The 15,997-nt window shown below is 38.3% G+C and carries 9 protein-coding genes and 2 pseudogenes; 8 read left to right on the top strand and 3 right to left on the bottom strand.

What is annotated here, in order from left to right; translation table 11 throughout:
- Positions 1-402 precede the first annotated feature (402 nt).
- From ACFQ19_RS08160 to ACFQ19_RS08150, 3 genes are all read left to right on the top strand, one after another.
- Entirely contained in the window at positions 403-2,373 is a 1,971-nt protein-coding gene (locus ACFQ19_RS08160; RefSeq protein WP_379591583.1) for a methyl-accepting chemotaxis protein, read from the top strand.
- A gap of 212 nt (positions 2,374-2,585) precedes the next feature.
- Positions 2,586-4,571 (top strand): methyl-accepting chemotaxis protein, encoded by a 1,986-nt coding sequence (locus tag ACFQ19_RS08155; RefSeq protein WP_379591582.1) that lies wholly within the window; start codon positions 2,586-2,588, stop codon positions 4,569-4,571.
- A gap of 455 nt (positions 4,572-5,026) precedes the next feature.
- The gene (locus tag ACFQ19_RS08150) at positions 5,027-7,000 is read left to right on the top strand and encodes a methyl-accepting chemotaxis protein (protein ID WP_379591581.1); all 1,974 of its coding nucleotides are present in this window, start codon (positions 5,027-5,029) and stop codon (positions 6,998-7,000) included.
- Between the two features lie 404 nt (positions 7,001-7,404).
- Here the strand turns inward: ACFQ19_RS08150 and ACFQ19_RS08145 are convergent, their stop codons facing one another.
- A complete protein-coding gene (locus ACFQ19_RS08145) occupies positions 7,405-7,563 on the bottom strand; it encodes an aspartyl-phosphate phosphatase Spo0E family protein (protein WP_379591580.1) in 159 nt (52 codons plus the stop codon).
- A 411-nt stretch (positions 7,564-7,974) separates the two neighbouring features.
- On the opposite strand from ACFQ19_RS08145, the pseudogene ACFQ19_RS08140 reads away from it, so the two are divergent.
- From ACFQ19_RS08140 to ACFQ19_RS08130, 3 genes and pseudogenes are all read left to right on the top strand, one after another.
- Positions 7,975-8,181 (top strand): annotated as a pseudogene (locus ACFQ19_RS08140) (flagellin N-terminal helical domain-containing protein); the annotation flags it as partial.
- 285 nt (positions 8,182-8,466) lie between these two features.
- Positions 8,467-9,045, top strand: a pseudogene (locus ACFQ19_RS08135) (flagellin N-terminal helical domain-containing protein); the annotation flags it as partial.
- 326 nt (positions 9,046-9,371) lie between these two features.
- The gene (locus tag ACFQ19_RS08130) at positions 9,372-9,506 is read left to right on the top strand and encodes a flagellin (RefSeq protein ID WP_379591578.1); all 135 of its coding nucleotides are present in this window, start codon (positions 9,372-9,374) and stop codon (positions 9,504-9,506) included.
- Between the two features lie 786 nt (positions 9,507-10,292).
- Here ACFQ19_RS08130 and ACFQ19_RS08125 read toward each other — a convergent pair.
- Together ACFQ19_RS08125 and ACFQ19_RS08120 are read right to left on the bottom strand one after the other, a co-directional pair.
- Entirely contained in the window at positions 10,293-10,943 is a 651-nt protein-coding gene (locus ACFQ19_RS08125; RefSeq protein WP_379591577.1) for an RloB family protein, read from the bottom strand.
- Positions 10,943-12,280 (bottom strand): AAA family ATPase, encoded by a 1,338-nt coding sequence (locus tag ACFQ19_RS08120; protein ID WP_379591576.1) that lies wholly within the window; start codon positions 12,278-12,280, stop codon positions 10,943-10,945. Before ACFQ19_RS08120 ends, ACFQ19_RS08125 begins: the two co-directional genes overlap by 1 nt.
- A gap of 247 nt (positions 12,281-12,527) precedes the next feature.
- Between ACFQ19_RS08120 and ACFQ19_RS08115 the strand changes: the two genes are divergently transcribed.
- Together ACFQ19_RS08115 and hutU are read left to right on the top strand one after the other, a co-directional pair.
- Positions 12,528-13,982 (top strand): helix-turn-helix domain-containing protein, encoded by a 1,455-nt coding sequence (locus tag ACFQ19_RS08115; RefSeq protein ID WP_379591589.1) that lies wholly within the window; start codon positions 12,528-12,530, stop codon positions 13,980-13,982.
- Between the two features lie 201 nt (positions 13,983-14,183).
- Positions 14,184-15,851 carry a urocanate hydratase gene (hutU, locus tag ACFQ19_RS08110; protein ID WP_379591575.1) on the top strand — a complete coding sequence of 556 codons (1,668 nt, stop codon included), beginning with the start codon at positions 14,184-14,186 and terminating at the stop codon, positions 15,849-15,851.
- Positions 15,852-15,997: the final 146 nt, after the last annotated feature.

Below are 15,997 nucleotides of genomic sequence, written 5' to 3'. Positions count from 1 at the left end.
CGGTTTTAATGGGGTGAGTAAGCGCAACCCCAGGACGTTGCGTTCTTAGTCTGCCATGGGGACGGCTTCAGCTAACTTGAAAAGAAACCCGCTTTTCAAGTGGATCTTCAGCTCGCCCTGTTCCCACAGGAGTCTCCGTGTTTTCCTCCGCTAGTTATTATGCTTAATCCTAAAATAAATAACTTCATTGTTTAAGCACAAAAGACAGGTTTATTAGTTCAATTTATGTAAAAATAAATTTTTGGATGAAATGTGAAAATAATATCAGGAATTTTGTTTGTATAATAGGGAATGATGAAATATTTTTAGGTAATAAATATGAACTTTTTCTATAATTTTATATTTTCGATACATATTTTCTGTTTTTCTCCCGATATAGAATATAGATAAGGAGAGATGGAAATGAAAAGAATATTTAAAGCTAAAGGAATACGGTTTAAGTTAGTATTATCTTTTTTCCTCATTTTACTCGTACCGGGGGCTATCATAGCTGCCATGTCGTACATCAGCTCATCCGATACGATAGAGGAACAGACGAAGGAGCAGGTGCAGAGGCTGACTGCAGTGATGGATCAAACCGTTAATAATACGTTTGCATTGAAGCAGAACGATATAGAGGTTTTGTCGAATGTGATTACAGAAGATGTCATAGAAGACACCGATGACTTAGAGCGAAGAATGTCTGAATATATTGAGATGCATGCAGAAGCACCGGAAATTTATCTTGCGACGACCACAGGAGATTACTATATGCAGCCGGAGTTAGAAATGGAAGAAGGATACGATCCCAGAGAACGTGATTGGTATCAAGATGCGATGGAGAATCCGGGAGAAGTGATTATATCGGATCCTTATGTGACTGCAAGCGGCAATGGACAGCTGGCAGTAAGTGTTGCTAAAGCATTGGAAGATGGATCGGGAGCGATCGGTCTTGATGTATCCATTGATTTTATTCAGCAGCTGGTATCAGAGATGAACGTAGGTGAAAACGGCTATGCCCTTTTATTGGATAATAATCAGAACTTTATATATCATCCGGAGATAGAAGGCGGGGAACAAGCGGAAGAATCGTTTTATCAAAAGATGTATGAACAAGAAAATGGAACGTTTAATTATGACTACAATGACACGTCAAAAATAATGGTATTTGAAACCAATGATACGACAGGCTGGAAATTAGGAGGAACGATTGACTACAGTGAAGTGCTTGCCGAGGCGAAAACAATCTCTACACCGGTTACCATTGTTCTGGCCCTTACCGTCGTTATCGGGACAGGTATTATTTTACTTCTTATCCGTTCCGTTATCCGTCCGATTAAGGAATTAAAAGCCAAAGCTGAAACAATCAGCAGCGGAGATTTAACACAAACCATTGAAGTGAAGACGAAAGATGAAATCGGCGAGTTAGGCACTGCTTTTAATGATATGCAAAACAGCTTAAAAGGATTGATTCAAGATGTTGAATGGAACGCACAGCAAGTCGCTGCCTCAGCACAGGAATTAACAGCCAACGCCGATCAAATGACAAGTTCGTCGGAACAAGTATCATTGGCTGTTCAAGAAGTATCATCCAGCTCGGAAACACAGCTGAACGGAACAGAAGACAGTGCCAATGCTTTAGAAGAAGTATCCACTGGTGTCGGTAAAATTGTCGACAGCGCATCTGAGGTAACCGAATTGGTAAATCATATGAGTGACCAGGCAGAAGTCGGCGGAGAAGCTGTTACGGATACATTAAATCAAATGACGTCCATTCAATCTTCTGTGGATAATACAAATGTCAACATTACTTCCTTAACAGAGCGTTCGAATGAAGTAAGTACGATTCTAAAAGTTATCACCGATATATCTGAACAGACGAATTTATTGGCGCTGAATGCAGCAATAGAAGCGGCCCGTGCCGGCGAACATGGGAAAGGATTTGCGGTGGTTGCCGATGAGGTGCGGAAGCTGGCAGAACAATCGAAAACTTCTGCAGGGGAAATTAGCTCCATCCTTCAAGGCATTCAAACAGATGTGAAAGATGCTGTGGAGAAAATGTCTCAAGTAACTGCTAATGTAGATAAAGGCTTAGAAGTATCCAATGATGCAATGGACAAATTTAAAGGAATCGTTCAATCCAGTGCCGATATTAAGCCGCAAATGCAGGAAGCTATGGCGATTTCCCAGCAGATGCAAGCTGCCGTGCAACAAGTTACGGACACAGCCAATGATTTGGCAGCAAGTGCACGAAGCAATGCTGCATCTTCGCAGGAAGTAGCTGCTTCAACTGAAGAACAGCTTGCTTCTATGGAAGAAATTTCAGCGTCCGCAAAATCCTTGTCCACGATGGCGGAAGATTTAACAGAAAAGATAAGTAGATACCAGTATTAAAAAGCAAGAAGAAATGGCTCTGAAAGTCATCTGAATCCCGAGGCAAGTAACTGTATAACTTGCTTCGGGATTCTTTCTATGTGTAGATATTTCTATTCAAAAGAGTAATTTTAATTAGGTTAGAAGTAGGGAAATAAGGAGAAAAGATTCAGTTTTATCGAAATATAACCGATAAAAAATGAGAAGAATTTAGAAATAGGAGGTTGGTAAAGATGAAGCAACAAAAAGAGACAAATGGCGTTAAGAAAAAGTTAGTTATATCTTTTTCCTCTATTTTAATTATACCGATTATCCTGATTGGTTTTTTAACGTACCAAACTTCTGTCAACTCTATGCAAGCGCAGCAGGAACAGCAGGTAAATGAAATTATCACCCTGATGGGGCAGAATATTGATGATACACTCCGATTAAAAAGCCGCGATATTGATGTTTTTGCTGAAAACACGAGAGGAGACCAAATAGAAGAAGAGGATAATGAGTTACTTACGGTTTTTAACCAATATCTACATTTTCATGAGGAAGTAAATGAAGTTTATTTCGGTTCAGAAGAAGGGACATTCCTGATTCAACAAGAAACAGAGGTCCCAGATGGCTATGATCCCCGAGAGCAGCAATGGTACATCGAAGCGATGGAAAATCCGGGAGAATTAATTGTCTCTGCTCCTTATGAAACAGCAGCGGTGAATGGCGGTACGGTTGTAACCATGTCCCAATCATTAGCAGATGGATCAGGTGTTGTCGGAATCGATTTATCGATCGACTTTGTCCAGGAAATGGCTTCATCTGTTGAAATCGGTGAAAACGGTTACCCGATTTTACTGGATAGCGAAGGAAGCGTGATTTTTCACCCGAATTATGAGGTAGGTTCGGATCTGGAGGAAGACCTTGATAATCAATTAACCGATGCGCAGGAAGCAGGGATTTTGGAATATGAGAAGGGAAGTGCATCCCACATTCTGGTTTATGATACCGACCCGTTCACGGGCTGGACATTAGCAGGGAGTATTGATTATGGGGAAGTTCAAGATAGTGCATCGGGTATTATCAAAACACTGGTTATTGTAATGATTGTTGCCTTTCTGATTGGAGCCGGTATTAATGCTGTCACCATCCAATCGATTCTCCGCCCTATTAACGGACTGAAAAAACGAGCAAAAATAATTAGTACTGGAGATCTGACAAAGGAAATTCGCGTCACCAAGAATGATGAAATCGGACAGCTTGGCACAGCTTTCAATGAAATGCAGCACAGTTTAAGAGAATTAATCCGTGATGTAGAAATGAATGCACAGCAAGTCGCGGCATCTGCACAAGAGCTGACTGCCAATGCAGATCAAATGACGAGCTCCTCTGAACAAGTATCCCTTGCAGTTCAGGAAGTGTCTTCCAGTGCGGAAAACCAATTAGACGGTGCAGAGGACAGTGTAAACGCGTTAGAAGAAGTATCGACTGGAGTAGAGAAGATTGTAAACAGTGCAACAACCGTTTCCGGATATGTGAAACAGATGAATGAACAGGCGGATGTAGGTGGACAGGCTGTTAATAATACATTGAATCAGATGACGTCTATCCAATCATCTGTGGAAGAAACCAATCAGGATATTGATTCTTTATTAGAGCGTTCGAAAGAAGTCAGCACGATTCTCAATGTGATTACGGACATTTCCGAGCAGACAAACTTGCTGGCGCTGAATGCAGCAATTGAAGCGGCCCGCGCCGGCGAACATGGCAAAGGATTTGCGGTGGTTGCCGATGAGGTGCGGAAGCTGGCAGAACAATCCAAAACATCTGCAAGCGAGATCAGTGTCATTGTGCAAGGTATCCAGGATGATGTACAAAAAGCCGTGGAGAAAATGGGACGTGTGACCGACTCTGTCCATGATGGTTTAGATGTATCTTATGATGCTATCGATAAATTTGGAGAAATCATCCGGACAAGTGAAACTATCAGACCGCAGATGGAAGAAGTAACCGCTACTTCGGAACAAATGGCTGCACTGGTTGAACAGGTGAACACCACTGCCAATCATTTAGCGACCATCGCCCGAAATAACGCTGCATCTTCGGAGGAAGTAGCAGCTTCTACGGAAGAACAGCTGGCATCCATGGAGGAAATCTCCGCTTCCGCAAAATCTTTGTCTTCTATGGCGGAGGAATTAACGGAGAAGATTAACGTGTATAAATATGAAAAGGAATAACTTCACTCTATTTGAAGCAAGATAATTGTTTAAACACGTTAACTATGGAAAATATAATCTAATTGAACTGTATTGGAACGCGTTTGTACAAAGCACGTTGTTCCAATACAGTTTTTAATATTTATAGATATTTAGTCATGACCAAGTATGTAAGAAACAGGTTTAAAATCATGAAATCATGATAATATATTTATTTTATTAAAAATCTACCGATACATAATAGGTATGAAATCTTAGGGATAAGTATAGTGTTTTGTATAAAAAGGGAGGGAGACAATCGGAATTATTTTGTACTTATTTCTATAAACCGAGTAGGGGCTTGTTTGTATAACTAACTGGTTCGATACATGAACATATCAAAGCATACGAGATATTATAATAGGAAAACTTTATATAGCGGGAGTATACAGCTACATCGCGATAAAATGAAAGATTATATCAAGGGAGAGTCCGTAGTGAAGAAATTAACGAAACCAAAAGGAATTCGATTTAAATTAGTTTTATCCTTCTTTTTTATGTTGTTGGTTCCAGGATTAACCATTGGGATCATGACTTATTTCAGTTCGATCGATTCATTAGAGCATCAACAGACAGAGCAGGTAAAAGATACTGCTGCGGTGCTGAATCAGACTATCGATAATGCCCTCGAACTGAAAATAAGTGATTTGAATGCATTTGCAGCACAATTTAACAGCAGGCAAATAGAAGACGATGAAGAAACATTAGATCAAGTATTGGGGCAATATAATGAAATGAATGAGGATGTCTCCGAAGTGTATGTCGCTTCCAATGACGGCGATTTATTTTATAGACAGCCGGATACAGAATTACCAGAAGGATTCGATGCAACCGAACGCGATTGGTTTATCAATGCCGTAGATAATCCTGGAGAAGTGCAAATTTCCGCACCATTTGAAAGTGCAAGTGAAACAGGGACTGTAGTCAGCATCACCAAAACATTGGATGATGGTTCCGGTGTTATGGGGGTAAGTTTGTACATCGATTCCATCCAGGAATTAGCTTCTGAAATTTCGATTGGGGAAAATGGCTATGCTGTCATGATTGATCCGCAGCAAAATTATGTGTATCACCCAACCTTTGAAACGGGGGAAAAAGCAGAAGATAGTGTACTGGGAACGATGTTTGATGATGATGCTGGCAGTTATGAATATACCTTTGAGGATACATCGAAAATCATGGTGTACCAGACAAATGAATTATCCGGATGGAAACTGGCAGGAACGATTGATTATGATGAGATTAAAGATGAAGCAACATCTACATTCGTAACGATGATAACGATTATTGTCATCACCTTAGTGCTGGGAACGGTTATTATTCTATTATTGGTTCGTTCCATTACCCGTCCAATCCAAAATCTGAAAGAAAATGCGAAAATCATCAGTACCGGTGATCTGACGCATTCGATTGAAATAAAAACGAAGGATGAGATTGGCGAACTGGGTCAGGCTTTTAATGAGATGCAGGAGGGATTAAGAAGTCTGGTCCATGATGTAGAACATAATGCACAGCAAGTAGCAGCGTCTGCAGAGGAATTAACGGCGAATGCCGACCAAATGACAAACGCATCGGAACAGGTATCTTTAGCGATTCAAGAAGTATCTTCCAGCTCCGAAAAACAGCTGCATGGTACAGAAGAGAGTGCGAATTCCTTAGAGGAAGTCTCTACCGGTGTCGGCCGGATTGTCGACAGCTCTACCAAAGTATCGGAAATGGTAGGTCAAATGAGTACGCAGGCGGAAGTCGGAGGACAAGCCGTCAGCAATACGTTAAATCAAATGACGTCGATTCAAACGTCTGTAGATAATACCAATCTGGATATTTCCTCCTTGCTGGAACGATCAAAAGAAGTAGATACGATATTAAAAGCAATTACGGATATTTCTGAGCAGACCAACTTGCTGGCATTGAATGCAGCGATTGAAGCGGCTCGTGCTGGAGAAAATGGAAAAGGGTTTGCTGTTGTTGCGGATGAAGTGCGTAAATTAGCGGAGGAATCGAAAACATCAGCCGGTGAAATCAGCTCGATCGTTCACGGTATCCAGGCAGATGTGCAAAAAGCGGTTGACAAAATGTCCGAAGTAACAGCTAATGTCAATGATGGCTTAGATGTGTCTTATGATGCGATTGATAAATTTGGACAAATTCTGCAGTCAAGCGGAGAAATAAAGCCGCAAATGGAAGAAGTGATGGCTATCTCCGAGCAAATGTCTGCGTCTGTTCAGCAAGTAACAGCAACGGCCAATGATCTTGCTTCCATTGCCAGAAATAATGCTGCATCTTCTCAGGAAGTTGCTGCTTCTACAGAAGAACAGCTGGCTTCTATGGAAGAAATCTCGGCATCCGCAAAATCCCTGTCTACGATGGCAGAAGATTTAACAGTAAAAGTAGCGGAGTATAAATACTAAAGTTTTTATCACACAAAAAGAGAAGGATTCCCAAGTTTTGTCATAGGGAATCCTTCTTTAATATGTATTTTACTTGCACTCCGTACCTATTTTTTAAAAGATAATATTTTTGAGTGGACAAAGTTACCAAGGTTTATCCACTCAAAAAGTTGGAGTACAGCCTTATTCTTTCTATACATATTATCCATCCATGTTTTTGCATAATAGAATGCGGTAATTTGTTTTTAGCTTTAAACAAAGTCGCAACATTAAGCAATTACCAGAAAGTGTCGCTATTCATTATCATTTTTTTCATTGCATGGGATTTTTTCATTTTTGATTTATAGGACAAATTGAAAATATTTATCCTGATTTTGCTGCGTAAGTAAAAAATCCCTCTTTAAGAAATCTTGCGTTTGTTATTACTAAGATTTTTTTAACATCTGGTCTAGTTGATTCAGTAATTTATCCAGCGACTGCGATAGTTTCAACAAATTCGGGTCCGTTGGATCTTTTTCATATACTGCATACATTTCTTTACGCTTCATTTCAATCTGCTTGTTCAATTCATCTATTTCCGACATACTCTCACGCCCTCTCCAATTACCAAACAGAAAAGCTAATTTGGATATGGCATAAAAAGATGTGATAAGGCTCTTAAGCAAGATTCTAACAGTAAATACGAGAATAATAAAGAATATTAGAGGTAGTAATTTTTTACATTCCCTTAAAAGAGCTTTGTAAATGGAGGCATGTTTATTTTGAAAAGAAAGTATCGCATAAAAATGCATTTTCATCAAAAAAATTAAAAAAATATCTAAAAAGTGCTTCAACAATTTATTCGCTTTGCCGATAAAAGAAATAGGTCATCAAAAGATGATTCGTTAGGGCCTTAACGTTTATTATTTATTTTGATATTGACCTGCTAGGTTAATATAGATGAGTTCACAAGGATGTGGCTCAAAAAAATGACAATTACATGGAGGTAAAAAATTATGATTATTAATCACAATATTTCTGCGATTAACGCGCATCGTCAGTTGGGTGCAAACCAAAACAATGTGCAAGGGTCTTTAGAAAAACTAACTTCTGGACAACAGATTAATCGGGCTGGAGACGACGCTGCAGGATTATCTATTTCAGAAAAAATGCGTGGTCAGATTAGAGGGTTGGAGCAAGCTTCTACCAATGCGCAGGACGGTAGACATTAAATGCCGCTCTAAGTAGCAATACTTAGATGACAACTCCGTGAATTCGGTGGAACCCCAAACCAAACTGGCAGTTGTGGATGGTGGGCAATACCGAGCCAAGCCTGGTGAATTGTAAGCAAGCGGTAGCCGGGAAGGTGTAACGATCAGGTAGTGAGGATACATAACCAATAACCTGCCCACGAGCGCGGAGCATCCTTAAGAGGATGAAGATATGATCTGAACTTTATGGAAACATAAAGAAGCGGTGGATTAAATACTGCTGCGATAACAAAATTGATTTCTCTTATTCAAACTGCTGAAGGTGCTTTGAATGAAACACATTCCATATTGCAACGTCAGAGAGAACTTGTTGTAAAAGCTGGTAATACTGGTACTCAAGAAACTGAAGATTTACAAGCGATTCAAGATGAGCTGGATTCATTAACGGAAGAACTAGGTGGTACTTCCGATAGTCAGGGCATTTCTGATCGTACTCAATTTAACGGTAAGAACTTATTGAACGGCTCATTTGAAAATGATAAAATAACATTCCAAGTAGGGGCGAATGAAGAACAACAATTATCTATAAACATTAATGATATGAGTGCTGAGGCGTTAGAAGTTAATGATTTAAATGTAATGGGTGAACCAGGGGACCCTAGTGCTGAACCACCAACATCAGATACTCCATTTGATTTTGATAATGAAATTGCAAAAATTGATAAAGCTATTGAAACTGTATCTACGGAACGTTCCAATCTTGGAGCAGTACAAAATCGTTTAGAACATACTATCAATAACTTAGGAACATCTGCTGAAAACTTAACTGCAGCGGAATCTCGTATCCGTGACACTGATTATGACTTAGCTGCTTAGACAGTGACAGTCGCAGTCGTCCTAACTGGTAACGGTTAGTGATTACAACCGGGTGAATTGCTGGAAACCCCTTAGAGCTTGTCTTACCACAACGCAGCTGGAAACGGCAAACGTGAAGGTTTGAAAAAAGACGAGATTGGGCAATCAGCAGTCAAGCTCCTATGAGGAAACTCCGGAGAAGATTCAACGACTAGAATAAACCACCTAATGCGCATGCGATGGTGATGAAATTCGTAGGTGAATGAGAGAGGCGCTTAATCTTTCAGAATCCGAAGTTCCCGGCCCCTTTTAAATAATAAAAGGGTGAAGATATAGTCTAGTCATTTATGAAAGTAAATGTTCGCACGATGGCGAAAGAAATGATGGAGTTCACTAAGAACAATATTCTTTCTCAATCAGCGCAATCTATGTTAGCTCAATCTCAGTCAATTACTCAAGGAGTATTACAACTTCTTCAGTAATTTGATGAGGGCGTCTAATTTGGTAACGGGTTAGAGAATAACTGGGTGAATTGCTGGAACTTCCTAAAGTGTTTTGTACCACAACGGAGCTGGAAACGGCAAACGTGATGGTTTGAAAAACAAAGCAATGAAACAATGGATAATCAGCAGCCAAGCGCCTGTGGTGAAAACCTGGCGAAGGTTCAACGACTAGAATGTACTGCCTAAAGTGGTCAAAACAATGGCAATGAGATTCGTAGGATGATGAAATCGTTCATCATTCGAAGTGCCCAGCCCCTTTGAAATTGAAGGGTGAAGATATAGTCTATTCTATGATTGAAAAACGTAGCGGCAAAGCAAGCCAACCAACAACCACAAGGTGTTTTACAATTACTTCAATAAAATAATATGTTTAAGAGACTCTAGCTTTTGGGTTAGGGTCTCTTATTTTATGTAAGAAAATACATCATGTTTGAAAAGAAAGGTGTACTTTGCTAACTTCATTTAACGGATTAAATCAAACCTCAGCCAGTTTATTATATATCAAACCGGTTATTCCATTAAAAAATATAGTTCATCAGGTTTCTTTATCTACAATATAGTATAGTAGTCTTTTGTTTATATTTTTGAGAATGAATAAATACTTTTCTTAAAAATTGCTGTTTTTCTAATAACTAATCAAATAATATAATGTAATTAAAGCAGCATTAATTTCTTTCGCAGGAGAACTAAGTTGAAAGAAATCATTTAATCAAATACATAGTAGATATGGAATTACTATGCATTTGATAAAAATAAATCATAAACTTACTGTCTATTCTTTTCATTCAACATCTCAACCAGTAAATCTAAGTAAGTGATCGGATTCAATTCCAGTATTTCTTTAATCTGCTCTTTTGACTGAAGAAAAGGTAATTCATCAACAGCATATCTGCTGATTTGATTATTCCGGTAAATTTCTTTCCGAATGGATATACTATTTTTGATTGCAGTCTCTTGATTGCTTAATAAAAAATCTCTTTGCCCCCGATACCAGGACCTTGTCTTAGTGTAGTCAGGTATCGGGAAAGAAGTACGGTGATCCGTAAACTTAGAAAAACGTTCATAATGTAATACAATCCAATTTTCAAAGCATCGATTGGAGAGATAAATTTTCACTTTATCTAATTTGGCTAACTGTTCAATTTTCCGGATTCGGTCTTCCATGCTTATCTCTTTGTTATTATAATCAATATCTCCGTCTAAAATGGCGACAAATTCATCGTTTTTAAATAGTGTACGATTCTTTTTTTTATTTGCTTCCCTAACTTTCTTTTGCAGTTCTGGATAGCTTGGTAAAAACTCTATTCTTATATTTTCAAAGTTTCTATTTAGTATTCCAAAATATTCTTTTTCTGTATTTGTTTTATTTTGCTTTGCCTCAATATACATATGAATAATAGGAGTAGTTTTTCTCACTAATCCATCACCTTGGGAATGGCCCCAAATCGTCCTTCATTGTATAAATTTCTCCAGTTATGATTCTTATAAGAAATCTCCTGAAATTCAGAAAAGCGGTAGAATTCGGATGCTAATGTTTGCTGATTTTTATCAATAAACCAGATTTGTTCCTTTGCTAATAAATTGGCTTCCAGAAAATCTGTATTGTGTGTAGTAAAGAGAAATTGCCCCTGCGATTTAGAATTATCATCAGGTGAACCTAAAAATCTCTTTATAATATAAAACTGAATCAAAGGATGATAATGGTTTTCGATTTCATCCACGATATATAATTTATTATTTTGAATGCAGTCAAAAATTTGAATGAAGTCACGGATAAATTCAATGGTACCTCTGGATTCGTTCATAAGTTCCAAAGGATAATGGTTGTCATCTGATTTTCTGATTGTTTTAATATCAAAGATGCGCTTCTGTTCTTGTTCATGAATAACTTGATTACGTGTGTATTCATTTAGTTCCAGAGTACTCTGACGAAGCTCATTTATATAAGCATCTGTGATATCTATAATTTCAAAATCATCAATGGTTATATCAACATCATCCAACGCGCCGAGTATTGCTTGTTTTAAGCCTTCATCTTCATTTATACGGTCAGCTAAATCACTTTTGGATATGCCGTCTTGATTTTTTAAAACAATATCTTGTGTGATAAAACGGTAAACTTCATTCATCCATTGAAACTCTTTGGATTCAACAATATCTTTAAAGTAGGAGTGATTAATTTTATTTACAAATAAATGCAGCAATGTGCTGTGCTGAAAGTTTTTAGGCAGGAAATCATATACAAGAGATTGGATTGCTGTATCATATTGTACCAGGTCTTGATAATTTCTTTCGTAAATGACAGATTCTTTTCCTAATTTGGTATGCTTAACAGTTTGTTTGGTCAGTTTTTCATAAGTAATTTCATTTTTGGAAAATGATAGTTCATAATGTAAAACATAGTTTTTTTCATTTAATTCTTTTAGTATAGCTAATTTAAATGATGCTGGTTTTGGAGTGTTGGTAAATTTAAAACTAAATTCTCCGTGAAGCTGTCTCAAGCTGTCCTCATGGTTTACAATTTGTTTTAAAGTGTGAAAAGCACTGATAAAATTTGTCTTTCCACCAGCATTTGCACCATAAAGCAGCGATCCGTTTAAAACATTCGATTTTTTGCTGGAATCTCTGTTTTTGGGTATTTTTGCAATCGTATTACCATTGAAGATATCCGCCCGATTATAATCAGCCAGGAAAGTAAATATTTGCTTATCTTTAAAGGATAAAAAGTTTTCGATTTCAAAAGTAAGTAACATTTTAGACATCCCTCCTTATCGTTTATTATAGTCAATAGTAATTAAAAAGTAAAATCTAAATTAGAATTACTTATTTAAATCATAAATTCATTATATCCTTTTATTTTTAATTTATTCGATTCATATTATTATTGTGTGATTTTAATTCAATTAGAGTTGACAAATAAAACCACAAACCCATACCCAACAATAACCACTTATAATACAATAAACATATAACAATTCATCCTGTAAGGAGGTCCTTCCTATCTACAAACTACTTCTCGCTGACCGTGATAAAGAAGAACTCCATGGTATTAATTGGCTGCTATCTAAATATTCTTTTCCAATAACGAATATTCATTTAACGAATCATGTAACCGATATGCTAGCAATGCTAGAAAATGAACTTCCCGATATTTTATGTATTGAATTAGATATGGTATCGGAGGATAAATGGGAGATGGTGAAATCATTTATTCATCAGTATTCTGGGCAGGTCATAGCGATTACTGCGGAAGCAACATTTGAGCGGGCAATGCAGGCGATGTCTTTGAAGGCGGTTGATTTATGGGTGAAGCCACTCTCGCCTTCGCGTATGAAGCATGCTATACAACAAGCTATTGGAAACCTAACGGTAAATCGTAAGAAAAAAGCAGAAACAGAACTGGGTCAAGTTGTGCGATACGAATCTTTATTTATGGATGACCAAGTGCCTTATCCTTATCCAGTCTATTTATTAGAGGCGGAACAAAGGGAAACGTTAACTGATTTACGATCTTTTATTCACCAATTTGATTTTGATTATAAGCCATCTGTGTTTTCGACGCATGATTGTATTGTTCTTGTGTTCCATCATGATTTTCCATCTCCATTAAAACAAGCGCAGCGATTTTTAAGAGAATGGAGACATGTGGAAGCAAGTTCGATTGCGATAGCTGTACATATGGAGAAGGAAGACTCTCTTCATCAAATTTATATGAAGCTCCTCCGAATAATGGAAACAACTTTTTTTATCGGTTATGGGCAGGTGTTGCCTTCAGAAGAGTTACAGAATTGGGTGGAAATAGACCCTTTTTTAACAGTGGAAGAACAAAGAAATTGGGTTTTTATGTTGGATGAAGGCCAGGGAGATAAGTTGAAAACATGGTTGTATGAGGCATTTTTTGATATGCAGCCCCCTTATCCTGAACCGGGGTTGCTTCGTACTCGTTTAACAAGTATTCTTGCGCAAATACGTCGCTTTATGTTTCGTAAAGGAATTACAGATCAAGAGACTGAGGTTTATTATAAAAAGATATTTGAGATTATTTTATACAGTCCTGTTTTATATCGGATTGTCCAAGAACTTATTCTGTTTATTTATAATCTGTTTCAAACAGTTAAAAAGCAGCAAATGTATGCGAAAGCCGATGTCGTTGAGGCAGCCATCGGGTATATGGAAAATCATTATAGCGATACGACCCTTTCATTAACAGAAGTAGCAGAGCATGTTGGCCGAAGTTCTTCTTATTTAAGTCATATTCTTGCCAAAAAATATCATCAATCATTTCGTGAAATGTTAATTTATTTTCGATTACAAAAAGCGAAAGAACTGCTCGGTGCGACAGATGAGTCCATACAAAATATTTCAATCGCCGTTGGTTTCCGCAATCCGAATTATTTTAGTAGAGTATTTAAATCATATACAGGACTAACACCTCGCGAGTGGAGACTACAATAAGGAAAAATAGGAAGATTGATTAATTATCATATATTTTTATAACAATCTAATATTATTTCTATAATGTGAAAGCGTTTTAATTATTTATTTATAATATCCGATTATTTTTATCTTATTTCGAATTGGAGTTATCTATATTCCGTTTCTCCTCGTTGATAAAATAAGAATTATCAGAAGACTTCAATGAGGAGTGAATGCGTGATGGAGGAGACAAAATCAAGAGAAATCAAGCAATACAGAGGTACGGAATTAAATACAAAAGGATGGATTCAAGAGGCTGCATTACGAATGTTAAATAATAACTTGCATCCGGATGTAGCAGAAAACCCAGATGAATTAGTCGTTTATGGAGGAATAGGGAAAGCAGCAAGAAATTGGGAATGCTATGATGCGATTGTTACTTCTTTAAAAACATTAGAAGAAGATGAGACATTACTAGTTCAGTCTGGCAAGCCTGTAGCTGTTTTACCCTCTCATAAAGATGCACCGAAAGTTTTAATTGCCAATTCAAATCTTGTTCCTGCTTGGGCAAATTGGGATCACTTTCATGAGCTGGATCAAAAAGGATTAATGATGTATGGCCAAATGACAGCAGGAAGTTGGATTTATATTGGAAGCCAAGGGATTCTTCAAGGAACCTATGAAACATTTGCGGAATGTGCCAAGCAACATTTCCATGGCGATTTGGCTGGTACCATTTCAGTGACTGCAGGTCTCGGTGGAATGGGCGGTGCGCAGCCGCTGGCGGTAACGTTGAATGGCGGTGTTTGTATCGCGATGGAAGTAGATCAGCATCGAATTAATCGCCGAATCGAAACGAAGTATTTAGACACGTATACCGATGATTTGGATGAAGCCGTTCGTCTTGCTAATGAAGCCCGTTCGGAAAAGAAAGCGTTGTCTATTGGATTGTTGGGAAATGCAGCAGAATTGCTGCCGAAAATGATTGAAAAAGGATTTACTCCAGATGTACTAACGGACCAAACATCGGCACATGATCCATTGAATGGTTATATTCCGGAAGGATTCAGTCTGGAAAAGGCCGCTGATTTACGAGGAAAAGATGAAGCCGCATATACGAAACTTTCCAAAGCCAGTATGGCAAAGCATGTTGAAGCAATGCTGGAAATGCAAAAACAGGGCGCTGTTACCTTTGATTATGGGAATAATATCCGCCAAGTAGCAAAGGACGAAGGAGTGGAAAATGCTTTTGATTTTCCTGGTTTTGTCCCAGCTTATATTCGTCCGCAATTTTGCGAGGGGAAAGGACCCTTCCGTTGGGTAGCTTTATCGGGAGATCCAGAAGATATTTATAAAACAGATGAAGTTATTTTGCGGGAGTTTAGTGATAATAAGCATTTATGTAACTGGATTCGTATGGCTCGTGAAAAGGTGAGTTTCCAAGGGTTGCCTTCACGTATTTGTTGGCTTGGCTATGGAGAACGCGCCCGTTTTGGAAAAATTATTAATGAAATGGTTGCCAGCGGTGAAATAAGTGCTCCAATCGTTATTGGCCGAGATCATCTCGATTCCGGTTCTGTTGCTTCGCCGAATCGGGAAACAGAAGCGATGAAGGACGGTAGTGATGCAGTTGCGGATTGGCCGATTTTAAACGCTCTGATTAATAGTGTTGGTGGAGCAAGCTGGGTCAGTGTCCATCATGGCGGCGGCGTAGGAATGGGATACTCCCTCCATGCTGGCATGGTCATTGTAGCGGATGGTACCAAAGATGCGGAAAAACGATTGGATCGTGTGTTAACGACAGATCCTGGGATGGGGGTTGCCCGTCATGCAGATGCTGGCTACGCGTTAGCCCAGGAAACAGCCCGTAAGAAGAATATGAAAATTCCGATGTTAAAAGATCAATAATATGGATAGCAACTCCCTGGGAAAAGCAGTTCTTTGACTGGGGAGTGCTATTTTCAATGGTACTGGTAAATAGATAGAATGTAACTTCAGGAGGGGAAAACATTGACACAAAAGCTGTTTATTTCAAATGCAAACCAAGTAGTTAC

It is taken from the genome of Oceanobacillus locisalsi (genome assembly GCF_042675985.1).
GTDB classification, from domain to species: Bacteria; Bacillota; Bacilli; order Bacillales; family Amphibacillaceae; genus Oceanobacillus; species Oceanobacillus locisalsi.
Note: the sequence above shows the minus strand (reverse complement) of the source record. Positions and strands in the feature narration are given on the sequence as shown.

Coding starts and splice junctions, on each gene's coding strand:
- ACFQ19_RS08145 (WP_379591580.1), bottom strand. CDS start 7,563: ATGTCGGAAATAGATGAATTGAACAAGCAGATTGAAATGAAGCGTAAA.
- ACFQ19_RS08130 (WP_379591578.1), top strand. CDS start 9,372: ATGAAAGTAAATGTTCGCACGATGGCGAAAGAAATGATGGAGTTCACT.
- hutU (WP_379591575.1), top strand. CDS start 14,184: ATGGAGGAGACAAAATCAAGAGAAATCAAGCAATACAGAGGTACGGAA.
- ACFQ19_RS08155 (WP_379591582.1), top strand. CDS start 2,586: ATGAAGCAACAAAAAGAGACAAATGGCGTTAAGAAAAAGTTAGTTATA.
- ACFQ19_RS08160 (WP_379591583.1), top strand. CDS start 403: ATGAAAAGAATATTTAAAGCTAAAGGAATACGGTTTAAGTTAGTATTA.
- ACFQ19_RS08120 (WP_379591576.1), bottom strand. CDS start 12,280: ATGTTACTTACTTTTGAAATCGAAAACTTTTTATCCTTTAAAGATAAG.